This window comes from Providencia sp. PROV182, from assembly GCF_028480325.1.
GTDB classification, from domain to species: domain Bacteria; phylum Pseudomonadota; class Gammaproteobacteria; order Enterobacterales; family Enterobacteriaceae; genus Providencia; species Providencia hangzhouensis.
In genome coordinates this window covers 109872-135359 of sequence record NZ_JAMPOL010000024.1, presented here as the reverse complement: position 1 = coordinate 135359, position 25488 = coordinate 109872, and the positions used below count along the sequence as shown (strand labels likewise).

Sequence of the window (25488 nt, the reverse complement as noted above, 5' to 3'; positions counted from 1 at the left end):
CTCAACTAATCGTTTCATTTGCTTCTCATCTTTGCTGACACCTTTTGCAGGCCAATTTATTACTGACCTAAGGCACGCATATTCTTCAAACGCGCACCTAACACTTCTGCGGCATCGCGGGTGGCTTTTTCGGGAGCCTTTTTCTCAATAAATATCAACATGTCGATCAGTATTGGTCGGACCTCCATAAAGTCTGGCAAGTCAGCTTGTAACTGACTGATAACCGTCTGTACCTCTTTTTCATTGAGCACTTGTTGCAACCCAATAATCAGATGACCCAGCCAAGTTGAGCCGATTTCTGTGCTATCCGTCAGGTCGCGTGAGGCAAACTCAGGGATCCGCTTCAACTGCGCCTTGTTGGCGGTCATATTGCCCATCACCCGGTTGTAATCTTCAACGCGGAAGGCTTTGGCAAAGTTCTGGTAGTTGTCGAGTTTGGAGGCACCGGTGGTTTCAATGTCCATCATGCGCAAATAGAAGCGCTGAATACCGTTGATCTTTTGCCAGGTATCGGCCGACAAGCCTTCTGGAACCAGCAAGCTGTTTGCGGCTTCAGCGGCTTGTTGCACGATCTCATCGACAACCGTCACTTCACCTTTGGTGCGTGGCCGCAGGGCAAAGCTGGTGACATCTTCACCGCCAATATGGGTATAGGATGTCAGCACTTTGAGAGCCGCCGCATAACCGGCCATTTGCAGGTCAGAATCGTTAAAGACTGGCTCGCCCAGCTTGTCTTTCACCTCGTCGTTCAGGTGCATCATTGTTTCGATCTGGCGCTTTACTTCCGCGCGCACAGCGGGGAGAAGTCGCTGTTTAAAGCCCGCGTTTTCGCCGGCAGGACGCTTACGCAGCATCAGTATCACTGTACCTTGTACATAACCGCCTTTTTTCAGCTCGGTACTGGTTTCAGTGGCGATATACCATGCACCAACAACCTGCAATCCGGATGCCCAGAAAATACCGATCATGTCCGACCAAACGCCGGTATCCTGGTGGGTGAACATCACGCATTGCATGCCGTTGTCGGGCATATGGTCAGCCATGGCCTTATAAGCCTTGACCATGCCTTTGCGGAAGTCGTCACCAGAGCCTTTAATGGCTAAGGCGCGACGTGAATCCCAAGTCCATTCATCAAATGGTTTGGGTGGATTCTTACGTAGCCATGCGATGAAATATTCGGTGATTTCGTGATAATGAACGGCATCTGCATAAGGGGGGTCAGTGATATAAATATCGTTATTTACATCGATATCTTTTGCCTCATGGCTCTGTATTTCAAAATGTGACTTTATATTTTCTTCCTTGGCTATGCTCGCCTCGAATAAATCTCTGAAAGCTGAAATAGATGCTCGGCAACCATAGTTATAAAAAGTATTCAAAGCCATATTGTAGAAGACGTCCAACGCTAGGTCGTGGCCGATTGCAGGTGACCACCTGGACATTTTTGACTCTACGTTCAGTATTCTGCATAACAATATGCTGAAATATGCCTCATTTCTTCCTTTGATCACTTCGCGGTATATTGCGTTGATGAGCAAGTGCCGTGGCATATACATGTGATGCCAGTGAGTCCAACCTCTGGTTCGGATTGGCTCAGCTGTTTTATCACCTGGCTCAATCTCCATATCCGGAATTAGGCCATTCAATTGCCAAGTAGAGATATTTTCTGAAATAATTTTCTCGACTTGCTGTTCCCTTTCTAAATCTTGATCTGTAACAGCTTTAAAATAAGTTGTTTGGCGTGGGCTGTGAACACTTTCTTTCGTTATCCAGTGGATCGCGTACAGCCTTTCTTGCAATATGTCATCTGCGCTTGGTTTGAAATCTTCTTTAATCCACTGCCTGAGGTTGTTTTTTGTTATTCCTGCATCCCTATAGTCACCTCTAAGAGTCTTGATCGGTGTCTTATAGGTCTTTCCATCGAGCTTGTAAGTCATGACACCATCAATGATGGTTGGATTGTCAAGTTCATCTAGCTCTGCCGCTGATGAAGCTTCCTGTAGCTCAATATCGAATCTTTGTTGCCCATAATTAGGCTTTAATATTGCGACAACTTTTCGATTTTTTGAGACCACCCAACTCGGAGAAAGGGGGATCATCCAACCTGTTTCAGGACATTTTGCCTCTAAGCAATACAAATAGGCTTTAGCACGATTCCCTTCCTCATCGGTTTCTATTCCTAAAGCCTGGATTTTCTCATCTACCTCTTTTGCAATTTCAGCTTGTAGCTTTTCTATTTCTTCTTTCTGAGATGGCGAGCCTCCGATTACCTCCAACGCACCCCATGTCAGCATCAATGCAACTGGATTTAAATCAGATGCATATACATCGCATCCCAATCTGGCTGCTTCAAACGGAATAGAGCCACCACCACTAAAAGTATCGGCTACTTTGGGACGGTGCCCATAGCGAAGTTGACCAAGCTGCTCTATCAGTTCTTGATGTGATCTGGCCTTAATCCTGAGGCTTTGATAATGTCGATTGACGCTGGACCAAATGTGTCCATAGAGCCACTCCTGATCTACTTCTTCCGGTCTTTTACAAAGACTTGCCTTTACCTCGTAGCCTTCGATCGTTTCTAAATAGTCACGATAAAGTGCAAGCTTTTCGTTCTCTTCAATGTCGCGACGCCAGCGCAGCTTTAAACCGAGCGCATCACTATTGATGGGAAATTGCAGAGTATCGATTTCGTTGAAACTATCGTCGGTAACTTTGACGTTGTGACTAAAATAATCCCAAGGATTGTGCAGCTGAATTCGTGCAGCGAATTCTGCGGGTTTAATGTCATTTTGAATGAGCGCGCGCTTAGCGAGGCTTTCGATATCAAAGCCCATTAGCATCTCGAATATTTCGAGATCTTTTTCAGTGTCTTCGGTTTGAGGCAGCAGCGTGCCGAGCACCACGGAGCGAACAAGGATCAGCGGTTTTCTACCTTTCCAGTAGGACCCCAAACCTGTTAGCGTTTGACCAAGATTGGCTTTGCGTTCTTTTTGCGCTTCGAATGATATTTTCTGCGCGGGATAGACCGCTTCAATGAGTGCGGGCGCATCCTTGAGTGCGAATGGTGTTAGTTCTGTCATTTAATATTCGTCTCCAAACATACTGAGCAAATGCTGATTTTTTGCTCCCGCTGTTTTTCGTTTAATTTTATATTCTTCAAAAGCCAAAAGTGTTTTCTAGCTATTGCAACGGCGGTTATTCAGGCCTTTTTGCCATAGCCTAAATCTTTTAGGCTATGGCCTTGCAAATCTTTCCATGCATCCATGCCGCTGCGCGGATTACCAGCTATTACACAAGCGGCAGCGCTGGGGCTTTTGAACAAATAATCTTGTGAGAAAGAATAAACTTCCCCTTGTTGAAGCAATATTCCTTGTTCAAGCATCTGTTGACGTAAATCTCTAATAGCAGGACGTAATGATTTGGCCATTGCGATGTTTGCGGTAGACCCCTTTTTCACTAAAAATCCAGGGCTACTCTTATTGCCAACAGGAAGTCCGATCGCTTTGGCATGCTTTGCTTCAAACAGAAATAAGTTTTCTTCGCCTATCGCTAAATCATCTTGGTCAAGTTTGGTGCTTGCATGAGCTAATGGCAGCAAAGGGTTGCCATTCTCAGACGAGATATGAAGCAATAAGTCAGAACCATTATTGAGTTGCTTCTTGCCATAGGTTTCTGATGTTTCTTTAATATCTTTTGCTTGTGTCACTTCACGAGAATAATTAGTGCCTTTGCTTTGGGAAAATTCTACCTGTTCAGCCTGAACAATATCACCTAGGGCATGACGCAGTGCAATACGCCAACCGACGTCACGGTCTTCTGCAGATCCTGTGCTTCTTGCTGTCATACCGAATAACCACCAGCGCTCTTCCGGTACTAATGCCAACCAGTTACGCACAGCAACTGGAATATTTTCAACATCCATTCCTTCAATGGCCCATGCTAGAACACATAGCTCTTTGCCCAAAAGGCGATCAACGACGTTTTCTCCTACTTGCCATGAGCTTGTGTTTAAGCCATAGCTTTTCAGCCTAACATTAAATGTACGCTGGACTTCTGAGCGTATTGCTGTCCAACGGGAACGATCAAGCAATACCCTTTCAATCATGGCAAACTCGTCACTTTGAGCTTGTAAGCCTAAGTATTCATTAATTTGCACTTGACCGTTATTTGATTTGGGAATGATAACTTTAAAGTGATGTGGATCGCTTGTAGCGGGCACACCAAAGCCCAGCGTCGCATGCTTCATCGCTGTATTGCCTGTCTTTGATGGTGCCTTTGCCATATTTATTGCCTCTATTTCTTCAAACGTGTCGCTCAAATGCGACGCTTACTCGTCCTGAGCAATGTCTCCAGGTTTTAACTCAATACCAACTAATTTGGCGAACTCTTTTGCTTCAAAGCCGTTCTCAAAATCGATACCGTCTCTGACTGCAATTGAGACATTGGCATCTGCTTCATTCAGTACATCGCGCAGGCTATTAACGGTCGCCTCGATCATAGCGGCGGTGATCTGCCGTTCGCCAAAGCGAATACCCACAGTGTTTTCACCTTCGCCAATCTCGATACGTACACCTTTGAAACGGGTGTTGGCCTGGTCTTTAAAGCGGTTAATAACCGTGAAGACTTTGTCCGTTGTATCCAGTGGAACACGCTTGCCGCTGTTCAGGCGCGCGGGCTTAGAGTCATCAATCTGGACTGTTTTATCGCCGCTATGTGGGATCTGGAAGTCGGCTGTTTTGGTTGCTTCACCTGACTTTGCATAAACCAGCAATCGGGCCGCTTCCGAACCCACTTCGAACGGAGCGGTGTAGTGTTGCCCGTCTTTGGGGTTTGAACCATCCAACGTGTAGAACATGTCGGCTTTCGGTGTGCACTGTAGGGTGACCTTACGCTTATCGGCGGATGGTTCAATCTGGTGTCGCACCTTAAGGTCTGCCACCCAGCGGATGGCTGGTCCAGTCTCGTATTTTCCTGTCGGATCGGCGACCTTGAAATACAGCGTGCCTTCCGCAGTGCTGAAGTTTTCCAGATCGTCAATCTTAGGGTCGGTCTCGAGAACTTCAGGTTTGGTTGAGTAATAGATAACCGGACTCTCACCCGCATTACGCGGTGTTAGGCTGATTAGCGACTCTCCCGTATCTGGGCTGGTTCCCAACAGCGAGACGTTGACACTGGTTTTCTCTTTCGGGAATGGGCCTTTTTCAATATATCCGTCTTCGCCCAAGCGCCAGCGACCTTGTTTCAGGGCCTCGGTTTTTAAAGTATCCATGCCACCGCTACCCGGCATCCAAGGCCAGCCCGGATTGCATTTGGCGCGGTTGACGACATCTTTCCATGGGGTGCGACGGTTGTTCGCACCAGAAGGCCACAGTTCAGATTCGGCCATAGCGAAGTACTGCCCGAAGTCATCTTTCAGATCAGCGGCCAGTTTGTAGTTAGCCCGTGGGTTAGCCATCAGGTTTTCGATTTGCACTTCAGCTGATTGATCACCTTCACCCACTTTCAAACCATTGTCTATGGTAACTTTGAGCAGTCGTTCAGAGCCATCGATCTCATCTATACCAGGGAAAAGAATGGTGTTGTAAGCGGCGGAAAGTGCCTTGGTAAAGCGGCCTTCCGCTTCTTCGAGTCGGTCTCGAGCTTCTTCAAATAAAGTGTCGCCAGACTTGAGACGTTTCTCTATCTGCTCAATAGCATAGAGCTCGCGCAAGCGTTCTTCCACCGCATCGGCCATGATGCTGTCTTGGCCAGTAAGCACCAATAGATTGTTTTTTTCTTGCTGGAACTCGAAGAAGTTGATGAGTTCATTAGGTGGTACTTTGCCATCTGGCTTTATCACAATCAGTACACGAGGACCACTCAACTTGAGTTCGTCCATACGCGGAAGAATCTGCACTTCCTGATAAACGTTGCGCCGATTAGGTTGAAGAATTCCCTTGAGCCGGTTAATCAGAGCTTGATCAATTTTGGGCTGGGGAATTTCCTTAGCGTTACGCTCTATTTGGCGAGAGAGGTTTTCGGTTTCTTTAATAAAGAAACGCTGGTCTTCACGGTGTAAGTACCAAGCTTGCTCACGCAGCTTTTGAAGGGCTTCTAAGAATTCATCAGCTTTACGGTTAGGCGCAGCCAAGAATTCAATTACTTCACTTTCTGACAGGCCAATGCGCCCTCCCACAGCACGTGATAGTGAAGATGCCAATAGCAGTGTCATTAATTGACTGGCGGCATCGTTGCTTTGTTCGGCATCGATGCTTTCCGCAATGGAATCACCTTTATCTGCAATATCTCGAGTAACAGCTGGAATCAGTTTTGGCGAGATACGTTCAATCTCGTCTTTAACTTGTTCGTCATTTAGGTCTAGATGCTGAGTGCCTACTAGGAATACGTCATCTGTTTGGCGTTGCTCGACGCTTTTCAGCAGGCGAGCGGTAAACTGCATCAAGCCGCGTGTTTGACGGAAGCCTTCATTTTCTTTAAAGAGCGCAACCAAGTGCTTGAACGACGGGTGGAAGGGATAGGTCTCTCTCACCTGTTCGGCAATTTGCTCGATGCTGGATGCAATGATGTAGCCACCGTCTTCCGCTTTCTTTACTTGCTGCGCATATTCCTCAGCGACATCGCTGATGGTTTGCTCATCCGGAAGTTCATCAATAAGACGCTTTTTTAAAATTTCATAAATTTCATTACCTGACAGTTGCACCGGGGTAATGGTCATCGACTGCCTGCGGGTTTCTTGCTGCAGATTAGAAATAGCTTCTTTTAGTGTTTTGGTTTGCGCACCATAGCTGCCAGATAGGTTGGCAATGACGATACAGCAGTTAGGCAGCTCAAGTGCTGCACTCATCAGCGTGCTTAGACTGTAAACCACCATATTAGCCAAGGTGCCTGAACCATAGACCTGGGTGCTGGCGTTATCGAGGTAAGGTGGCAACTCGTCGATCATAATCAGCGTGGGAGTATCACCGATGATCTCTTTCCATTTTTGCTGGTCAACTGATTTAGGTCCGTTGATCCAATGAGGTTTTATTTTCTCTGCTTCACCTAGTTGAGTAGCAATTTCGCCCCAGATGTAGTTGTCGGGGTTATTACGACCATTAAAAGCAGCAATTCGAGCATTGCCAAAATCGAGTCGTTCGCTCAAATCATCAGGTAATACATTCGGACGTAAGTGGGCATGTTTTGCTAGCAAGCCTAGTGCAATCATCATGTGGGTTTTACCACCGCCCATGGCTTGTGTTAGTTCAAACACTGCCTGATCTGATTTGCCCGATAGGCGAAGCATACCCTCTCGGAAGAGCTGCTCCATGCCGTGAGTCACATAATTGCGAGAGAAGAACTCTTTACCATCACCGGCGTCGTTAATGAGATCGGCTAGGTTCTCAATTCCCTGGCTCATTCGGTAATCCTGAATAATAGGATTAAAACGACACGCCTGTTTAACTGTCTTGATCATACTTCACGTCCCCGCGTTATTCTGAATCTTGCTCTATAGCTATACCATTTTTCTCACAATACTTGCGTATAAGAACTTCTATCATGTTCGCTATAGAACGATGTTCTGCTTGTGCAGCAGCTCTCAACGCACTCTTTAAGTCTGGAGTGACTCGGATGGTAAGTGTCGTCGTTTTGGTCGTAGCCATTACACTCCCTCAGAATGTTTGCAAATGTACTGCATATAGCATTATAGCATTATAGCATTATAGCATTGTAATCAATAAGGATAACATTCACGATATAGGGACAGCTTGTCATAGTTATACCCAAACCACTTGAAGTTGCAGGTAGGCGGCAAATGAGTGAATCCCCATGAGCATAGACATGCTATGTGATTGGGGTGAACGAATGCAGCCAACACCGCTGCAGGTTCAAGTAGAAAGGGTATATATCCTGTATCAATTCAAAGAGGTCTGCCTCGATTCATCCATCGATAATAGGAGGCATTAGATGATTTGATTGTTACATAATGTCCGAATGATGCCAAAAGCATTTATCGCTATTCAGAAAAGGAATGTGATGGCTATGATGTTATTGATACCGATGAGCCAATGGACATTGATGGGTATGATTAAACTGAAGGGAATATAACGCATGAAAGAAGCTAATGAGCATGATGGCCTATTGTACACCTCTTGACTCATCAATACGCGCGAGCATCCAAGTCTCAACCTCACTCTTCAACCAACGAGAGCTACGTCCTAACTTAATGGGTTTGGGAAACTCACCTTTCTGTATCAGCTTATAAAACCATTTATCGGTTAACCCTGTGTATTGGGTGATAAATTTCATGTCAATCAGTAAGTCATTGAAGATTGAGTCATTGGTTTGATTAGTATTAGTAATGGTGTTGGTCATCGTTTGTTTCTCCTAAAAGTGAAAAGGAGAAGGATTCGAAAAGGGTTAATGAATGCGGTATGAATCCTTCAAACGATAACGCGGGGCTGTAAATTATTTTTTCCCATTAGGTTTGTTTCAGTTGTTGAGCGTTCATCGTGCAAGCAACATTATAATACCAACATTCATGATCCCCCTTTAAAGCTCACGATAGCCATTCTACGAGGTTTAACTTATCTAACTGATATTTTCTACTCCGTTTGTTTAGAACGGGATGAGCGGCGTTTACGGTGACGAGAACGCCCTGTTGGTTTGTAGGATGATAACGTTGAGAGGGCGTAAACCGGTTTATCTCCCTTTTGTTCTGATTTGGCTAAATAATTCACTACGTATCGCATGTCTGCTCTACCTGCCTCATGACGATAATCCACAGGAAAACGAATTGATGCCTGATAGTCTTGTTTATCGGGGCAATGGTAGAGATAGCCTTCACCCTCAGTGATTATCTTCCAGAGTTGATTCATTCGTTCATAGAATGCCCATTTCTTACGATGCTGCTGACCATTCACATAAATCACCGCATGGGAATGTAATCCTCTATCTAGGCCATTTTCAATCACCCATGCATGACCAATGATGCCAGAGACTTCTGAGAGTTGTAACATGAGAAGGGTCATGTCTGTGGCTAATTGGTGAATATCGCCGTAGCGATAACGATCGGTTTTTTCTCGCCAGTGGAAATCGGTACGTATCATCAGTATTTTGGAATAGCGTTGGAATAAGTCGGATTGGTGTTGGTACAAGGCCTGTTGTAAATGTGGGATAGGGGTATAGCGAGATACTGTGTTCATCTGATTAACTCCGTTGTTAAGTAGGTTCAACGGATAAGTGCTAGCTGTAAATTTTTCAGTATCAGAATGGGATAAAGATTTTATCTATATTCATTGTTGGGATATCGTTATGGAGAATACGCCCCTAGGTTGGTTTCTATTTTTAACCCTAAAGGGGAAGGGTTAGGAGTACGATTATTCGGGGCGTGGTTGATGGGGTGTTCAATGTTGAATTATTCACTTCGTGTATGCCTATCGACATCACGATAATTTAACAAGGCTCTTCGGTGAGAAAATATGATTAAGTAACACTAAAGGGTCACAATTAAAGGATGTATCACGCAATAGATTGTTTAGTCATTGTAATATTCTTCTTTATAATAATATTAATAACCTAAACGCTTTATAAAAAATGTTGATAGTCTGCCGATGTGACTACTGTCAGTATCATTTTTTACCATTGAATATCGGTGATTTTACAATAAAAAAATGAACTGTGGGGGCTACAGAGTAAATGCGCTCTCCTATTGTTTTCTATTCACCTTGCCATTTGTGAACGATGATTGAGGTTACTTGAATTTATCGTTTTTTTCGATGTATGATAAGCGCATTGTCATTATCATCAACAATGTTTTATAAGTAGTCGTGTTCATGTACTTCATGTAATTTAAAGCATACCGTTAAGTCGAAATTTAATTGGGATTGCATGTTGTATCGTTTAACTCTCTGTCGATACATTGTTTGATGAAGTGACATCATGATAGAATTCCTACCCCATGAACGTTATCTATTGTCGTGTTATTAGATGTTTTTTAGTTACGTCTCGTGTTTTTAGGGGGAGTTCACCCCCATGATTTATCTCATTGATTCTCTTTGTTTTAACACTTTAAATCCATCAAACTTAGCGTTCACTCCCATAAAAAAAACCTACTTTTTACCTGTACCTTTTTGTATATTTACCTTAAGGACAAACAGAAAGAGTTATCATTTTGACCATAAACTGTTTTCAAAAAGGGGTAAGCGATGAGTAAAATATTTAAGGATATTCGAGCACTGAAATTACGAGATAGTGATGGATGGAAATCATCTGATTCCGCCACTTATGGTGAAATTAAAAATAATTATTCTTTTATTGGTTTTGTTCCCATAGATGAGGGATCACAGAATAGTGATAATGAATCGTTAAAACCGAAAGATTGGTTGTTCGAGGCAATGTTACAAGACGCTAAGGATGTCCCTTTAAAATACATTATAGAAAAGACTACGCCAAGAATGGATAAAAGGTTTCGTATCTCTGATAAGCAAAGGAGAATTGATTATATTAATCAGTTGGAATGGTGTAATTCTACTCAAAATGCTCACCAATTTCATCGTCCAATAACAGGTGATGTCCGAACCGAGATGAAAAGAGCCTTAAAAGAAAAAGAAGAAATTTATAAGAAATTCTGCACGCACTATGATGAAGTCAAAGCACAAGAAAAAAGTGTTGCTATACTTCCACTGCATTTAACATTCTCTCGTGATGTTTTTTTTGATAATCAAGAAAACAAGTATCAGTTATCATATTCTATATTAAGAGAGGCTATTTCTTATTTAACAGAAAAATTTAGTGAGCTCATAAAAAAAATAGGAAAGCGTAGTGCTTATCAGCATGTTGTCGCTTTCGATCGTTTGGTTTTATTACGTGATGACATCACACCATATTTGCATGTTAATTTTTACTTTGAAGATAATGATTTTTCTGATTTTTACTTACGAGATATAGTACGTGAGTGGTGTTTGCTAACGGAATATGATTGTCGAGTCGATTATATCCTATTTCAAGATAGTTTATCTGAAATGCCGGGGGAAGACGATACGATGATGGAGGATGATTGGCATGATCGTTGTGTGTATGATGAAGCTAAAAATATTGAATACCATTTTGAATTAAACTATCGAAATGCGATCACTCCTTTTGCACAAATAAGCAGTAAATTTGATTACTCAAGACTCGAAAGAGAACTTTCTAGAAATAAAAGACAGTATGCTGACCGGCCTGAACTCGTTGCACAATTCAATGAACAACTTAAACGAGTCAAAAAAATTATGCATTCAATGGAGTGCCATAAAAATTATTTACTCAGTGTTGCTAAACAGTTCATTAAAGTACCTGAAGTCAACCATTTTACTAAAGGAAAAGTTTATTATCTATCATCAAAAGAGAAAAAGGGTACAACCGAAAAGGTCTAACATCGTAAATTAACACTAATAAATTATCTGCATTTAAAAATGTAAATAAAATCAGATATATATTACTTCCTTGAAACACAAAGGTATTTATCCTTTAACTTGCAAAAGGAAGTCATTATGAACAAGAACCAACCCTTTACAGCCTCACCGTTTGAGGCTGTGCTTGCTCCCCTCCCGACCACCATAAAACACCAACTACAACACAAACTCACTGAACTTATCCACTACTCGCCCAGCATTGGTTTAATGGGAAAAACAGGTGTCGGTAAATCCAGTCTGTGTAATGCCTTGTTCCAATCAACCTTATGCCCTGTCAGTGCTGTGAGTGGGTGTACCCGTTCAGCCCAGCGGTATACGCTTTCATTGTCAGGCCGTGATATTACCTTTATTGATTTTCCCGGTGTGGGGGAATCACGCGATTACGACAAGGAATATCAACAACTTTATCAGGCTGTGCTACCGGAGTTAGATTTTATTCTTTGGATCCTTAAAGCCGATGATAGAGCATGGTCAGCGGATGAAGCCTTCTATCAATACTTGGTCGAGCATTGTCATTATTCCCCTGAACGATTTCTCTTTGTTCTGAACCAAGCGGACAAAATAGAGCCTTGCCGTGAGTGGGATATCCACCAGCAACAGCCATCAGAGAAACAGCAGCAACATCTAATGGAAAAAGTCAGTCAGGTGCAACAAGCCTTTAATCCTATCCATCCTGTTGCGATCATTTCAGCTAATGAAAACTACCAGTTGGATAAATTGGCTGAAATATTAATAAATGCACTCCCCGCACAGGCAAGTAGTGCCATTGCAAGGCAATTGAAAACAGACTATTGCTCTGAAACGGTGATTTCTTCAGCTAAACAAGACTTTGGTCATACCGTCGGTGGCTTGATAGAAGAATTGATCGAGGTTTTACCTGTCCCAAAGCCCATTAAGCAGGTCATGAATCACGTCAGAGAGCGGCTCGTTTCGGTAGCGGTTTCTCTTTGGCGGTGGTTATTCTAATGTTACTCACCTTTTACAGACGCGAGCTTTGTCTCGCGTTTTTTGTTCCCACTATCAGGAATTGAATTATGCCTACATTACACCAAGCTTCACCTATCACATACAAAACGGTTCCCTCATCTCATCGTGATAACTTTTGGTATCAACATTTTCATACCGTACCGTTATGGATAAAGTTAGAAGGTCAGATATTTCATTTAATGGATACCTTTTGTGATGACTATCAAGGTGCATTCTGGGAGTTTTGTCAGTTATCCAATCAAGGGGCATTTATCTACCCTATGTTGGCAGAAAAGGAATTAACCCTGTTTAACCCACACAATGGGAATGAAGCCACCATGAGCCCTGAAGCTGCTGGGGTCGCTATTTGCTTGATTGTTTTCAGTCTTTGGTCATTTAAAACCGAAAGTGAAGTGATGGTTGAACGATTTTATCAACTTCGTGACTATGCTATGCAACATGCTGAAAGTGCAGAAATATTTCATCTTATCGACTAAATAAATCCATCCATCATTCCCAACTATGAGTTCCACCAGCCAATCTATTAACTCATTCTATTGATCATTGATATCAAAGGAAATTCATTATGACTCGTTTAGCGTCTCGCTTTGGTGCAGCGAATAGCATTCGTCGCGACCGCCCGTTAACTATTGAAGAACTGTTTTGTACTGTACCGAGTGTTTTCTCTGAAGAAAAACACGAATCTAGAAGTGAGCGATATACTTACATTCCAACCATTACCTTACTCGATAGCCTTCAAAAAGAAGGTTTTTATCCGTTCTTTGCTTGTCAGACTCGTGTACGTGATACCAGTCGTCGAGAGCACACCAAGCATATGTTACGGCTTCGACGCCATGACCAAATTACTGGAATACAAGTTCCTGAAATTATTCTCTTGAATAGCCATGATGGCTCAAGCAGTTATCAAATGTTGCCGGGGTTATTTAGAGCAGTATGCCAAAATGGTTTAGTTTGCGGAGATACGTTTGGTGAAGTGCGTGTGCCGCACAAAGGTGATGTCGTTGGGAAGGTAATTGAAGGAGCTTATGAGGTGCTAGAAACCTTTGATACGGTAGCTGAAAAACGCGAACAGATGCAATCTCTCATGTTACCTCCACCAGCACAGCAAGCTTTAGCACATGCGGCGTTGACGTATCGCTTTGGTGAGGAACATCAACCTATTACCGAAGAACAAGTATTGCAGCCTCGTCGTTGGGAAGATAAGAAAGATGATCTATGGACAGTATATCAACGGTTGCAGGAGAATTTAATTAAGGGAGGATTGTCTGGTCGGAACTCTAAAGGTAAGCGAGCTCGCACTCGTTCAGTGAATGGTATTGATGGGGATATTAAATTGAATAAGGCGCTGTGGGTGATGACTGAAAAGATGTATGAGCATTTTGATGGACGGCAAACTATTTAACAGAAGGGTCATTAGGGGGTATAATTATCTCGTTAATAACCCACTCATTAGCCTCTTAATCAGATTATGAATTTAGGTATGATTTTTGTCTTGGGGGTGCATTTGGGGGTTAGTTATTTATCCATATTAATAATTTCCTTTTAAATCATGTTTTTTATATCTATATGCGATTCCTGTGATCTCCGCCAAACGCAGTTTCTGAATTTCTCTCAAAGTCTATATTTTCCTTTTAAATCAACAAGATTAATCACTTCGAAGTCTGTCTGATTCTCCCCTTGTTTACTGGTTTATACCCCTGTTTGGGGGCAAAATTGGGGGCATAATTTTTCCCTATTTTTTGGATGCCCCCACAATGAAGCTCAAAGCCAGTCAGGTAGCGGCCTTAAGGCCAATGGTAACCCCCTATAAAATGACCGATGGAGGGGGGTTAACCGTTCATATTCTTCTTGTACTGAAGGGTTTTGTAGCATGAGCTCAATAAGTTGCTCATGTGTAAGGTCTGTCAGTTTATGTTCATTATCCAAATTTAAGCTCCTTCATTCGCTGGGCTGCTTTTCCTTTTTCTTTCCAAGGCATAAAAAGCGTTTTTTGTACTACGATATGCAACATTATGATTTTTTTATCTATTTGAGCCATAAAGATGACTCTATTCAAGCCTTTAGGTTCAAAGAAATGAAGTTCGAAAACTTCGTCATAATGCCTATGGGATGTGTCTGCCATCGTGATTCCGTAACGCATCATACGATTCGTTATATGGATAAAGTTAGCTTGCAAGTGAGCTGGCTGAGCAAGAAGAAAGGAAATTACATCATTATCGTAATATTCAATGCTATATGTCATAGGCTAAAAAATAACAGGAGCGTTATTTTCCTCCATTAATAGAAGCTTTATAAGAACGCCCCGATAATTTTGATGGTATCGGGGACGTTTGGCCACCGAGGAGTAGAGAACAGGTGGATATTCTGAGTGTATAAGTATTTTTACTTGTATCAATAGCCGACTGGCAAATTCAGATTATCTGCATTTAATTATTTGGTATGCAGTTAAAAGAGAAAATGGAATTTATTGGCCAATTTTGAGCGCAAAAGGAATGTTTATGAGTCATTTTATTGGGGATGTTGCAGCTCAAGCTCGTGGGAAATGGGGTTTTATATTAGATACATTAGGGATTCATCACAGTAAACGGCATTCACCTTGTCCTGCTTGTGGTGGAAAAGATAGATTTCGCTTTGATGACCTTAAAGGCGCTGGAACGTGGTTCTGTAATCAATGCGAGCCTCAATCTGGCGATGGGTTAGACCTTGTTAAAAATGTTCGGCATTGCTCGTTAAGGGAATCAGCGGAACTAGTCGCTAAGATTTTAGGCATATCAAGCACACCGGTAGAAACAAATCTCTCTCGATTGATTACAAAGACAATCCAAGCGGAATCACGTTACCTTATTGATAAAGGGCTACTCGGTCATAAACTGCCGGTTCTGCCGGATGGGTCTGTATTACTAACACTACGAAATACAATTGGTATGATCACTGGAGCTCAGATCATCCAACCGGATGGTACAAAAAAATTATTGTCAGGTACCAAGAAAAAAGGGTCTTTTATTTCTTTAGCGGTTCTACCTGATAAAGCGGACACTGTTGTGTTAACTGAAGGGTATGCAACAGCAAAAAGTTTGTCATTATTTTTAGGCGATGTTGTGGTTATCGCAGCGATTGATGCAGGTAATTTGTTATCAGTTGCTAGTGGATTTCGAGCGCAGTGGCCTGCAGCAAAAATCATTATTGCTGCAGATAACGATGTAAGCTCAACGGGTAAAGCTAATACTGGATTACTTGCTGCAGAAAAAGCGGCGAGAGCGGTAAATGGGTGGGTTACGTTAGCACCTACTGTCTATAAAGCCGATTGGGATGATTACCGCCAACAAGTGAGTATTGACCAGGTACAAAACAATTTTTATCAAGGCCTTTATCAACCACAAGAACAAGCTAACGTCTCCAAATCTAAAGCATTGCACCCTGCATTATCCCAAATGGCTGCCAGCCAGAGGGGACAATTACTTGCGGAACATTATGGAGAAATAGCAATTCAGCCAGAGAGTGAGATGGTGTATCACTATGATGGTGAGTGCTGGCAAAAACTACCAGATAATATGTTAAGACGGGAGCTGGTGATGATTTTCAATCAAAATGAAACGCCATACTCGCCATCAGGGATCAGAAATGCGATTGAAGCGATGAAATTGCAAATACCAATGATGTCTGAGCAGCCTAGATACTTGATTGGTTTTAAGAATGGAGTTTATGATTTAAGTTTAAAAGTATTTAGAGCTCATCAAGCAGCTGATTGGCTTCAAAACCATAATGGTATTTATTTTACTAACCCAAACTCCAATGAAAACCTTACACCGCATGCTCCTCATTTTACTCGCTGGTTAAACCATGTAGCAAACCATGATGAGTTAAAAGCATCTCGTATCAAAGCAGCATTATTTATGATTTTGTCTAATCGTTTTGATTGGCAGCTATTTATCGAAGTCACTGGGGAAGGTGGTAGCGGAAAATCAATTTTTACGCATATAGCAACTTTATTAGCTGGCCAGCAAAATACAGCATCAGGAAATATGGCTACGCTGGATCAAGCTAGAGGACGAGCACAGTTTGTCGGTAAGAGCTTAATTACACTGCCCGATCAGGTTAAATATGTGGGGGAAGGCGCTGGCATCAAAGCAATTACAGGTGGTGACCTTGTCGAAATTGATGGTAAATATGAGAAGCAATTTAGTACAGTGCTGACGGCTGTTGTACTGGCAACAAATAATGAGCCGATGAATTTTAGTGAACGCCAAGGTGGTATAGCACGACGACGTGTAATTTTTGCATTTAACCATCCAGTAAAAGAATCAGAAAAAGCTCCGCTTATTGGAGAGAAAATTGCTAACGAGTTACCTGTAATTATTCGCGCCTTATTAGCGGAGTTTCATGACCAGGAACAAGCAAAACAGCTATTGATTGATCAGCGTGATTCGGTCGAAGCAATGGGCGTGAAGCGGGAGGCTGACCCACTTTATGGTTTTTGTGCGCATATTGTTGAGCTGGGGGAAGCTGTAGGCATGTATATGGGGACTTTAGCCATTTCCCCTCGAGCCCCTCGCGTTTATCTTTATCATGCTTATTTAGCATATATGGAAGCTTACGGTCATCAATATTCACTTTCTCTCACAAGGTTTGGTAAAGATTTTCCCAAAGTGATGAAAGAATTTGGCGCGGAATATAAAAAGGCGAAGACAGATAAAGGATTTCGTTACAACATGGATTTATGAGAGACGGCCAATGATTGGTTGCCTGCGTTGGCATTATCTCATTCTCCATTACCTAAGTAACGGTTATCTAGATTTTCTCTGTTCATTGTGTTCAGAATTAATTTAATTGTTTGAAATTTAATGAAAATATTTACTGAATAGTTTTCCTTTAACTGTTCAGTAAGTATTCATGGTGGTTCATTCACTAGGGCTGGTGGCTAAGACTGAACACTTGAATAGTTGATGAAGAGTTGTGGGGCAAATATTCAGAGCTGCGAATGTCAGTGCTGGTGGGGGTTGTGAGTGTGTTTTGCTGAGGTGGTGGAGAGGATGAATAGTGTGGGGAGAGTGAGGCGTTAAGAGGTGGTAAACAATAGAATATGATGGACTTATATAATAACAAAGCAACTGGTTTTAATCTTAATCGTTAAAGTATGTCTAAATCTAATATAAATAAACACTCTTAAATATATCAATTTTCGCTTGAACAAGCTGTAATCACTTGAATCTAGTTAGAAGCTGGTTTAGCATCTAACTATGCGATTTTTGCATTTTTTTCACAAAAATAGAGGTTTCATATGCTTATACAGTTTACGATAGAAAACTATAAAAGTTTTAGGGATAAGCAAAGCCTTAGTTTTGTTTCATCTCAAGGTGATGAGTATCCAGAGCATGTTGTGGAACTTGATAATGGCTTAAGAATTAATAAAGTTGCTGCAATCATTGGTGGAAATGGAACAGGTAAAAGCCAATTATTAACAGCTATTACTAGTTTTGCTAATGCAATTCGTCAGGATAAACTGAATGAATTACATCAGCCATACATTTTTAGTCAAGAGTCACGAGAAAAGCCTACATCTTATGAAGTAATTATCATTAATGAAGAGAAAACTTTATTTTTAAGATATGGAATTTCAGTATTAAATTCCAAAGTAACTTCAGAATACTTATATTCTAGGCCTGTAAGAAAAGGGGCTAAAGAATCTTGTGTATTTAAACGAGAATTAAATAATGTTGAGTTTGTTAAGCAAGAGTATAAAAAGCAAGAAGGTCTTATTAATCCAATACTAAAAGATAGTGGGGCTATTATCACATTTAGTAAGTCGTTAGAAGTTTTTGAATTGATAGCAATTAGTTTATGGGCAATTCGTCAACTACCATATATTCCTAATGATTATTCAAATCAGGCAATTAATTTTATTGAAGAACGATTGCAAGATGAGCTAGAAAATGGAAGTGAAAGTAGGTTTAATCAATTTTTAAATGAATATAATAAGTATATAAAACTTTGCCCTATTTATATTGACTCTGTCAGTTTTCAGCCGCAAGGCGATGAAGGTAAATGTCGTTTTGTATACAGAATAAATAATCATCATGACAGCTCTAAATTTGTTTCTGTTGGTCTTGACCGAAGAAGTAGTTTTTTTTCTCGTGGCACCCTAAATATATTGGGTTTCATGGCTGTTTTATTGTGGAGTCATAGCAATAAGTTTACACTATATATCGATGAAATAGATTCATCCATTCATCATTTATTAGCAAATAGTATATTAAAAAAAGTTATCCATGATGTTTGCCAACTTGATAATGTTCAATTTGTTTTTTCAACCCATAATCTTTCGCTTTTAGATGACTGTATCCGTAGAGATGAGCTAAATATTATCTATAAAAATGAAGATAAATCATCTGAAATTATAAATGCCTCTAAATTTTCAGTCAGAAAAGATGCAAAGATTTCAGCTAAATATTTCAGAGGTGAGTTTGGATCACTACCTACATTTTTAGACGATAATTTAAAGGGTTAAGTTATGTCAGAAGATTTTGATTTTGATGGCACGCCTAGTACTACAGTAAATCTTGAATTATCTTCTTTTGAGGATATCAGGTTAAAATGTCAGGAAAAAAGGGTTTGTGTATTTTTAGGGGCTGGCTTTTCTAAAGCTTGGGATAACGACTATCCATTAAGTAACCAATTGTTTTCTATTTCAGATGAAGAAGCGGAAGAAAATAAAGACGAATATAATTTTTTTTCTTTGTTTGATAGTTTGAATTTAAAGTGGGCAGAAAATAGTGCAAAAGATGAGGATAAAGCAAAGGTATTTAAAAGTTTTAAATACATGATTGATGTTTATAAAAGGTATCCAAGCTTACTTCCATCACATTTAGATAAACATACTGTTTCTCTCTTGGAAAATGAGATAAAAAGTTATATCAAAAATAAATTTAAAAGAATCGTTAAACCTAATGAACTAAAGCTAAATGGTACGGGAAGATTAAATAAAAATAAGACTGGTATCGTAAGTTTTTTCAATGAAATAAGCTCTTTTAATGGTTTGGATGTAATAACAACTAATTATGATATTGTCATAGACAAAGTTTTGAATAAAATATCACCTAAAAGGTCTATTTTACGCGGTATGCCTGTTATGATTGATGATGTATTACAATGCCCTAAGGCTGGCGGTATTGGTTTATACAAATTAAATGGTGGCTTTGAGGTCATTGCAGATGGAGATATTTTTAAAATAGATTATGAATCTATTAAAAATGAAAAAAAGCACCAAATATAATATTGCCATCTAATGAACAAGATTATAGTGATAAATATTTTAAAAATGCCTTTGTTAAATCTTCAAATCAATTGAGATCTGCAGATATTCTTATTTTTATTGGTTACTCTTTTCCATCTGAGGATTTTATTATCCAATTCTTGTTAAAATCTTTTTTAGACTCCAATAACCAAAGTAAAGAAACTATTATTATTAGTAGGGATAAAGAAAGTGCAATTAATTGCCATAGGAATGCATGCAATATATTTAAAGAGTTACATGATAAATCAGGATTATATTATGTAAATAAAGGGTTTGAGGAGCTCTGTGAAACAATATAGTTTTATCTTATATTTCAATAGCCAAAGTTTGTCCGAATATACTACTGTTCAATTGAACAGTAGTCCCCCTCCAGATATAGTAATTCTGCGGCGGCAAAATCCGTTGTCGTGGATTAGCGTCCCGAAATTCAATAGAGGCACAACCGTAAAACGGTTATTATGTGCGAGTACAGCTATACCCTGTGAAAAGCAATGGTGGGCTGGACGAGGGCATCGAAAGATGCACCGGATTCTCTGTTGACCGGTTACGCTAACCTCGTTCAGTTCACCACCCTTTTAGGTTAGCGTCTCTTGGTGGTGACCCTTAAATCATCAACAGAGAGGTTGTCATCATGGACTCGACGACTAATTGCTCCTTACCAATAACAATTTTTAGCCCATTCAAAGGTTCTACCACTGCACTTCTATCTAATCAGGAGGTGCGAAATGTACGATAATTCCCCTCTTACTCTAGAAGAAATCATCGACCAGTGCCGAGCGTTGATTTATGCCATTGTTACTCTTGAATCACAAGAAGTGAGAGAACTTCTCAATTTTGTGTTATGGCAGCAGCTGGACCTATTACATCAAACTTATTCACAAGAAAACAGCACACTAACCACAGAGATTGTTAACTGAAAATATACTTTAAGGCATCGAAAGGTGCCTTAAGCAGTTGTATTTTTGCTGAATAAAATCAGATAAGACGCTGGCTAGCTAACTGATAAATACATGGATATTAAGGCTCATTTATTATCTTATTATATAAAAATAATGTGTTGTTTTTAATGGAAAATTTGATAATATAAGAATATATTTACCTATTTTTAAAAGGAGTCGACTATGTTTTTAAAACAGAAGCTGTTGCGCTCCATTGCCAACAGAAAAGGTACTGTGATTTTACGTTCAGAATTAGAGCATCTAGGCAGTAAATCACAAATTGGCAAAGTGCTAGCGGCGCTTGTTGAAGAGGGTATTATCATTCGAGTGAGTTTAGGTGTTTATGCGAAAACTCGTTTTAATCGATTTGCAGGTAAAAGGACGGTAGCAGCACCATTTGAGTCAGTTGTGGAAGAAACCTTTCAAAAGCTTAATATTCAAGTAACTCAAGGACAGGCTTTAAAGGATTATAACGCAGGTAAAACGACTCAAATCCCAATGCAGCTACAAATTCGAACTCCAGGAAGGAAAATATCTCGAAACATCACTGTTTCAGGTAGAAATGTTCAATATGAAAAAAATTACGGAAGACCAAATTGCTGATATTCAAGATGCAGAGGCTGCAGGGTTATTGAATGGGCTACCTGCATTTGTTGCAGAAAAAGATGTCCATGTAACAGATGCTCTGCGTGTTTTGGCAAGCTTGCATATTGTGCATGAAGCTCAGTTGAAAGGGCATGATCCTAGAAGCAAAAAAGTGCCAAATGACCCTATCAATATAAAATTACCTGTTAGGTTTGTTTTTGCTGGTGGTACTTGCTTATCGAAGGCTTATAATTTAATTAACCGAATGTCAGAAGATATTGATATAAAAGTTATTCTTCAAGGTGTCCCTTCTAATTATAAATTAAAAAGAGAATTCCCTTCAGATAAAGCACGGCTAAAAGATATCCATCATCAACTTACTAAAAACCTTGAGGTTCTTGGCTTCTACCTCACAGATAAAGCAGGTGGAAATCCAGAAATTAATGATAAACATCGCCATTATAATGTTGATTTAAGCTATAAAGGGCACTTCAGTAGCGGGGGAGCTAACCCTTTGCGTAGCTGCATTAAGGTTGAACTGATAAATCGCCCCATTAATTTAGAGACTAAAAAATTAAAGATTAATTATCTCTATCAGCAATTAATAAAAGGCAATAATTACCCTGATTTTGATATCGAGTGTATTAATATTGCAGAAACGCTTGCTGAAAAAGTGTTATCACTTTTAAGACGATTTGCAATGTATTGTGAGGGTGTCAAACAATCTGAATTCGATGAGGCGTTAGTAAGGCATATTTATGATGTTTGGCGTATTCATACTATCCATCCAAACGCTATCCATACAGCAGCAGGCATGTTTGAATATACAGTTAATACTGACTTAGAAGAATACGCTTGGCAATTTAAAGCGTTTGTAGATAGCCCTCACAGAGTATTAAGTAAATGCTTAAAAGTGATCAAAGACAGTGAGGATGATAAAGGGCAGTTGCTAAGCCAATTATATAAAACAAAATTAAGCCCACTGGTCTATTCTCAAGAGCCACATTCATATGAAGAGGCATCTAAAAGTTTTATTGAGGTTGCAGAACATTTATTACAGCAATTAGCTAGTAAATAAACTTTTGATAGTTATAAGGTTAATTATTTCATTGCTATTTTCCACCAGTGTTTGCCTCCTATTTTGCACAGTAAAACCAACCAAAAAAATTTGGGGGCAAAATTGGGGGCATAATTTTTCCCTATTTTTTGGATGCCCCCACAGTGAAGCTCAAAGCCAGTCAGCTGGATATGGGCTTAACCAGCTATAAATTTGATGAGGTGTATAAAACCGATGTTACGATCGCGAAGAACTATCTTCGAGAAAATGAACTGAAAGAATTAAACCGTATCGTCAATATGTGGTTAGATTTTGCAGAAGACCAAGCACTGCGTCGTAAGCAAGTTTTCTTACAGGATTGGGATACCAAGCTGGATCAGTTTTTAAGTTTCAACGGCCGTGAAGTTTTGCAATGTGCTGGTGGGATTAGCAAAAAAGCCTACCACTAAAAAACCAATCTGGGGGCATTAATGGGGGCACTGCTATTTATCCAACTCAGCAAATGCGACTACTTTGTTCGATACCGTATCGCTTCTACAAAAGCCATAAAAGCGGGTGAGGACTGTCGACGGTTTGGGTAATACAGGTGAAAACCTTCAAAGTAAGGGCTATAATCGATTAATACAGCCTGTAACTTCCCCTTGGCAATATAAGGCTCGGCTAAATGTTCTGGAATATAGGCTATTCCCATTCCGTCCAGCGCTGCATTTAACTGGTGCAATGTACTATTGAAAACGAGTTGCCCATCCACCTTTATACTTGTTATATGACCATCTTGTTTAAATTCCCACGCATAAATAGCCCCTGCTGCACGATGGCGAATATTGATACATTGATGATCAGATAAGTCTTTAGGAAATAAAGGCTTAGGGTATCGCTTAAAATATTCTGGTGAAGCGACAGCAATTAAGCGCCAATCTGGTCCTATGCGAACTGCTATCATGTCTTTATTGATATCATCGCCAATTCGAATTCCAGCATCGAAACGCTCTTCAACAATATTTGTAAAACCATAATCCACATATATTTCTATTGTGATATCAGGGTATTTTTGTAAAAAGTTATTCAATATTGGTCGAATATAAATTTCTATTTGGTCATCGGTACAACTTAAGCGAATAGTCCCTCTAGGGCTGTCTCTTAACTCACTTAATGCATTAAGTTCAATATCAATCTGTTCAAATAATGGTCGGATGGCATTCATTAGCTGTGCGCCAGCCTCTGTTACTGAAACATTTCGGGTTGTTCTTGCGAGAAGTCGAATCCCTAAGCGTTCTTCCAAAAGTCGTATTGTATGGCTTAATGCCGAAGGCGTCACACCGAGTCTTGCGGCCGCTTTTGTAAAACTTTGCTCTTGAGCAACGATAAGAAAAGCGTGCAAGTCATTCATTTTACCTTTCATCATTAATGAATTTTTCTCACAAGTTCATAAAGATTATACCCACTAATTAAATTATTACCTGTATGCCATGATGATGTCCATTAAATATCGTAGGTACATAGGCGAATATAACCGATGGATAATGCCATTTTTCAAGAGCGAAATTTTCCTGAAAGAGCGAACTGGAGTGCAGTTTTTGCCATGACGCTATGTGTTTTTGTATTGATAGCCTCAGAATTTATGCCTGTGAGCTTGTTAACACCGTTAGCGCTTGATTTTCAGGTGACAGAAGGAATGGCGGGACAAGGTATTACTATCTCAGGAATATTTGCTGTCATAACGAGCTTATTTATTTCTGCACTTACTCATAATTTAAATCGTAAAACCTTATTACTAGGGCTTACTGTCTTAATGGGAGTGTCAGGTGTAATGATTGCCTTGGCCTCTAATTATTATATTTATATGGTTGGCCGTGCGCTAATCGGTGTTGTTGTTGGTGGTTTTTGGTCTATGTCTGCTGCGATAGCAATGCGCCTTGTGCCGATAGATCAAGTTCCTAAGGCACTGGCTATTTTCAATAGCGGCAATGCGCTAGCAACGGTTATTGCTGCACCTTTAGGAGCTTATCTGGGCTCAACTATTGGATGGAGAGGGGCATTTTTAGGCTTGGTGCCTATCGCGATTGCAACTATTTTGTGGTTGTGGGTGAGTTTACCCTCAATGCCAACTGATCCGAACATTCATCAAAATACGCCTCAGATTTTCAGTATTTTTAGCTTCTTTAAATACCGCGTTATCACACTGGGTATGCTTGCTATCGGGTTATTTTTTATGGGGCAATTTACCTTATTTACCTATGTACGCCCTTTTCTTGAGACCGTCGTAAAAGTCGATATTTCGATGGTGACATTTAGTTTGTTACTTATTGGTATTACGGGATTTATCGGAACTCTACTGATTAATCGTGTATTAAAAATAGGGTTCTATCAAACATTAATCGCCATTCCACTATTGATGGCCAGTATTGCGGTATCACTTATTTTCTTTGGCTATTCCAGTCTTACTTCCATCGTATTATTGAGTATTTGGGGTTTTATCGCGACTGCGGCGCCTGTTGGTTGGTGGAGTTGGATACCTCGAATATTTTCAAATAGTGCAGAAGCAGGAGGGGGATTGATGGTTGCTGTGATCCAACTTTCCATTGCCTGCGGCGCTTCGGTGGGAGGCATAATATTTGATTTGATGGGCTATGAAAGTACCTTTGCAGTCAGTGCGTTATTTCTTGTAGTCGCAGCAATACTTGTTCAATGCACAGCAAAGGCTGAAAAGGAAAAATAATATGTTGAATCTATTATTTAAAAATAGGCTTACCCCATTAAATTTTTATTTTCTGTTGGTATTTGCCTGCATCAGCCAGCCATTATTGGCACGTAGTTTACCAATAGAACCTAAAGTGTATTTAATCGAAATTCGTCTTGATACGCAAATAATCAAGGCAGAATTAAAAGATTCAGAAATGACGCGTGATTTTATCAGTTTATTACCGCTCACTGTTGAGTTAGCAGATTATTCATCCACAGAAAAAATCACTTATCTTCCCCGAAAACTACTAACTCGCAATTCATCTAGTGGGATCGTGCCAGAGATTGGGGATATTACTTATTATGCCCCTTGGGGAAATATTGCTATTTTTTATCAACCATTTAGTTACTCCTCAGGGTTATTTAAATTAGGAAAAATAACCGATGGGCTGGAATATCTACAATTTACATCACCAAAACAAGCTGTGATAGAGCTTATCCAAAGAAATAACTAAA

21 protein-coding genes and 1 pseudogene are annotated in these 25488 nt (G+C 40.3%); 13 read left to right on the top strand and 9 right to left on the bottom strand.

The window, feature by feature from the left end:
- Positions 1–59: 59 nt before the first annotated feature.
- The 6 genes from PR834_RS17175 to PR834_RS17150 form a co-directional block, all read right to left on the bottom strand.
- Positions 60–3080, bottom strand: coding sequence for an anti-phage-associated DUF1156 domain-containing protein (locus PR834_RS17175; RefSeq protein WP_272536815.1), 3021 nt, complete (start codon positions 3078–3080; stop codon positions 60–62).
- A 119-nt stretch (positions 3081–3199) separates the two neighbouring features.
- Positions 3200–4246 carry an anti-phage-associated DUF3780 domain-containing protein gene (locus PR834_RS17170; RefSeq protein ID WP_272536814.1) on the bottom strand — a complete coding sequence of 349 codons (1047 nt, stop codon included), beginning with the start codon at positions 4244–4246 and terminating at the stop codon, positions 3200–3202.
- Between the two features lie 81 nt (positions 4247–4327).
- Positions 4328–7453, bottom strand: a complete 3126-nt coding sequence (locus tag PR834_RS17165) for an anti-phage-associated DUF499 domain-containing protein (RefSeq protein ID WP_272536813.1) — start codon at positions 7451–7453, stop codon at positions 4328–4330.
- Positions 7454–7469: 16 nt separating this feature from the next.
- Positions 7470–7640, bottom strand: coding sequence for a ribbon-helix-helix protein, CopG family (locus PR834_RS17160; RefSeq protein ID WP_272536812.1), 171 nt, complete (start codon positions 7638–7640; stop codon positions 7470–7472).
- Positions 7641–8115: 475 nt separating this feature from the next.
- Positions 8116–8352 (bottom strand): helix-turn-helix transcriptional regulator, encoded by a 237-nt coding sequence (locus PR834_RS17155; RefSeq protein WP_272536811.1) that lies wholly within the window; start codon positions 8350–8352, stop codon positions 8116–8118.
- A gap of 230 nt (positions 8353–8582) precedes the next feature.
- Positions 8583–9182: an inovirus-type Gp2 protein gene (locus tag PR834_RS17150; protein WP_272536810.1), complete on the bottom strand. Its 600-nt coding sequence runs from the start codon at positions 9180–9182 to the stop codon at positions 8583–8585.
- A 1002-nt stretch (positions 9183–10184) separates the two neighbouring features.
- Here PR834_RS17150 and PR834_RS17145 point away from each other — a divergent pair.
- The 4 genes from PR834_RS17145 (at position 10185) to PR834_RS17130 (ending at position 13821) form a co-directional block, all read left to right on the top strand.
- The gene (locus PR834_RS17145) at positions 10185–11393 is read left to right on the top strand and encodes a hypothetical protein (protein ID WP_272536809.1); all 1209 of its coding nucleotides are present in this window, start codon (positions 10185–10187) and stop codon (positions 11391–11393) included.
- Positions 11394–11510: 117 nt separating this feature from the next.
- Positions 11511–12398, top strand: coding sequence for a GTPase family protein (locus tag PR834_RS17140; protein ID WP_272536808.1), 888 nt, complete (start codon positions 11511–11513; stop codon positions 12396–12398).
- 68 nt (positions 12399–12466) lie between these two features.
- Complete coding sequence (locus PR834_RS17135; RefSeq protein ID WP_272536807.1) at positions 12467–12895, top strand: antirestriction protein; 429 nt, start codon at positions 12467–12469, stop codon at positions 12893–12895.
- Positions 12896–12984: 89 nt separating this feature from the next.
- Complete coding sequence (locus PR834_RS17130; protein WP_272536806.1) at positions 12985–13821, top strand: DUF932 domain-containing protein; 837 nt, start codon at positions 12985–12987, stop codon at positions 13819–13821.
- 359 nt (positions 13822–14180) lie between these two features.
- Here PR834_RS17130 and PR834_RS17125 read toward each other — a convergent pair whose 3' ends face one another.
- Positions 14181–14345 (bottom strand): hypothetical protein, encoded by a 165-nt coding sequence (locus tag PR834_RS17125; RefSeq protein ID WP_272525068.1) that lies wholly within the window; start codon positions 14343–14345, stop codon positions 14181–14183.
- Positions 14338–14661 (bottom strand): type II toxin-antitoxin system RelE/ParE family toxin, encoded by a 324-nt coding sequence (locus PR834_RS17120; protein ID WP_262960592.1) that lies wholly within the window; start codon positions 14659–14661, stop codon positions 14338–14340. The genes PR834_RS17125 and PR834_RS17120 overlap by 8 nt, the downstream gene beginning before the upstream one ends.
- 256 nt (positions 14662–14917) lie before the next feature.
- Here PR834_RS17120 and PR834_RS17115 point away from each other — a divergent pair, with 256 nt between their 5' ends.
- The 7 genes and pseudogenes from PR834_RS17115 to rhuM all read left to right on the top strand — a co-directional run.
- A complete protein-coding gene (locus tag PR834_RS17115; RefSeq protein WP_272536805.1) occupies positions 14918–17140 on the top strand; it encodes a primase-helicase zinc-binding domain-containing protein in 2223 nt (740 codons plus the stop codon).
- Between the two features lie 557 nt (positions 17141–17697).
- Positions 17698–18924, top strand: coding sequence for an AAA family ATPase (locus tag PR834_RS17110; RefSeq protein WP_196724702.1), 1227 nt, complete (start codon positions 17698–17700; stop codon positions 18922–18924).
- A gap of 3 nt (positions 18925–18927) precedes the next feature.
- Positions 18928–19689 (top strand): hypothetical protein, encoded by a 762-nt coding sequence (locus PR834_RS17105; RefSeq protein WP_272525065.1) that lies wholly within the window; start codon positions 18928–18930, stop codon positions 19687–19689.
- Positions 19690–20435: 746 nt separating this feature from the next.
- Complete coding sequence (locus PR834_RS17100; RefSeq protein ID WP_196724704.1) at positions 20436–20627, top strand: hypothetical protein; 192 nt, start codon at positions 20436–20438, stop codon at positions 20625–20627.
- Positions 20628–20831: 204 nt separating this feature from the next.
- Positions 20832–21251, top strand: coding sequence for a DUF6088 family protein (locus PR834_RS17095; protein ID WP_272525064.1), 420 nt, complete (start codon positions 20832–20834; stop codon positions 21249–21251).
- Complete coding sequence (locus PR834_RS17090; protein ID WP_272536804.1) at positions 21220–22311, top strand: nucleotidyl transferase AbiEii/AbiGii toxin family protein; 1092 nt, start codon at positions 21220–21222, stop codon at positions 22309–22311. Before PR834_RS17095 ends, PR834_RS17090 begins: the two co-directional genes overlap by 32 nt.
- Positions 22312–22466: 155 nt before the next feature.
- Positions 22467–22730, top strand: a pseudogene (rhuM, locus tag PR834_RS17085) (RhuM family protein); the annotation flags it as partial.
- 68 nt (positions 22731–22798) lie between these two features.
- Here the strand turns inward: rhuM and PR834_RS17080 are convergent.
- Entirely contained in the window at positions 22799–23695 is an 897-nt protein-coding gene (locus tag PR834_RS17080; RefSeq protein ID WP_153673300.1) for a LysR family transcriptional regulator, read from the bottom strand.
- A gap of 111 nt (positions 23696–23806) precedes the next feature.
- On the opposite strand from PR834_RS17080, the gene PR834_RS17075 reads away from it, so the two are divergent.
- Positions 23807–25009: an MFS transporter gene (locus PR834_RS17075; protein WP_272536803.1), complete on the top strand. Its 1203-nt coding sequence runs from the start codon at positions 23807–23809 to the stop codon at positions 25007–25009.
- Position 25010: 1 nt separating this feature from the next.
- Positions 25011–25487 (top strand): cyclophilin-like fold protein, encoded by a 477-nt coding sequence (locus PR834_RS17070; RefSeq protein ID WP_272536802.1) that lies wholly within the window; start codon positions 25011–25013, stop codon positions 25485–25487.
- The last annotated feature ends 1 nt before the right edge of the window (position 25488 follow it).

Coding starts and splice junctions, on each gene's coding strand:
- PR834_RS17095 (WP_272525064.1), top strand. CDS start 20,832: ATGTTTTTAAAACAGAAGCTGTTGCGCTCCATTGCCAACAGAAAAGGT.
- PR834_RS17105 (WP_272525065.1), top strand. CDS start 18,928: ATGTCAGAAGATTTTGATTTTGATGGCACGCCTAGTACTACAGTAAAT.
- PR834_RS17175 (WP_272536815.1), bottom strand. CDS start 3,080: ATGACAGAACTAACACCATTCGCACTCAAGGATGCGCCCGCACTCATT.
- PR834_RS17155 (WP_272536811.1), bottom strand. CDS start 8,352: ATGACCAACACCATTACTAATACTAATCAAACCAATGACTCAATCTTC.
- PR834_RS17100 (WP_196724704.1), top strand. CDS start 20,436: ATGTACGATAATTCCCCTCTTACTCTAGAAGAAATCATCGACCAGTGC.
- PR834_RS17110 (WP_196724702.1), top strand. CDS start 17,698: ATGCTTATACAGTTTACGATAGAAAACTATAAAAGTTTTAGGGATAAG.
- PR834_RS17115 (WP_272536805.1), top strand. CDS start 14,918: ATGAGTCATTTTATTGGGGATGTTGCAGCTCAAGCTCGTGGGAAATGG.
- PR834_RS17160 (WP_272536812.1), bottom strand. CDS start 7,640: ATGGCTACGACCAAAACGACGACACTTACCATCCGAGTCACTCCAGAC.
- PR834_RS17140 (WP_272536808.1), top strand. CDS start 11,511: ATGAACAAGAACCAACCCTTTACAGCCTCACCGTTTGAGGCTGTGCTT.
- PR834_RS17135 (WP_272536807.1), top strand. CDS start 12,467: ATGCCTACATTACACCAAGCTTCACCTATCACATACAAAACGGTTCCC.
- PR834_RS17170 (WP_272536814.1), bottom strand. CDS start 4,246: ATGAAGCATGCGACGCTGGGCTTTGGTGTGCCCGCTACAAGCGATCCA.
- PR834_RS17070 (WP_272536802.1), top strand. CDS start 25,011: ATGTTGAATCTATTATTTAAAAATAGGCTTACCCCATTAAATTTTTAT.
- PR834_RS17080 (WP_153673300.1), bottom strand. CDS start 23,695: ATGATGAAAGGTAAAATGAATGACTTGCACGCTTTTCTTATCGTTGCT.
- PR834_RS17090 (WP_272536804.1), top strand. CDS start 21,220: ATGAAAAAAATTACGGAAGACCAAATTGCTGATATTCAAGATGCAGAG.
- PR834_RS17120 (WP_262960592.1), bottom strand. CDS start 14,661: ATGACATATAGCATTGAATATTACGATAATGATGTAATTTCCTTTCTT.
- PR834_RS17075 (WP_272536803.1), top strand. CDS start 23,807: ATGGATAATGCCATTTTTCAAGAGCGAAATTTTCCTGAAAGAGCGAAC.
- PR834_RS17130 (WP_272536806.1), top strand. CDS start 12,985: ATGACTCGTTTAGCGTCTCGCTTTGGTGCAGCGAATAGCATTCGTCGC.
- PR834_RS17165 (WP_272536813.1), bottom strand. CDS start 7,453: ATGATCAAGACAGTTAAACAGGCGTGTCGTTTTAATCCTATTATTCAG.
- PR834_RS17145 (WP_272536809.1), top strand. CDS start 10,185: ATGAGTAAAATATTTAAGGATATTCGAGCACTGAAATTACGAGATAGT.
- PR834_RS17150 (WP_272536810.1), bottom strand. CDS start 9,182: ATGAACACAGTATCTCGCTATACCCCTATCCCACATTTACAACAGGCC.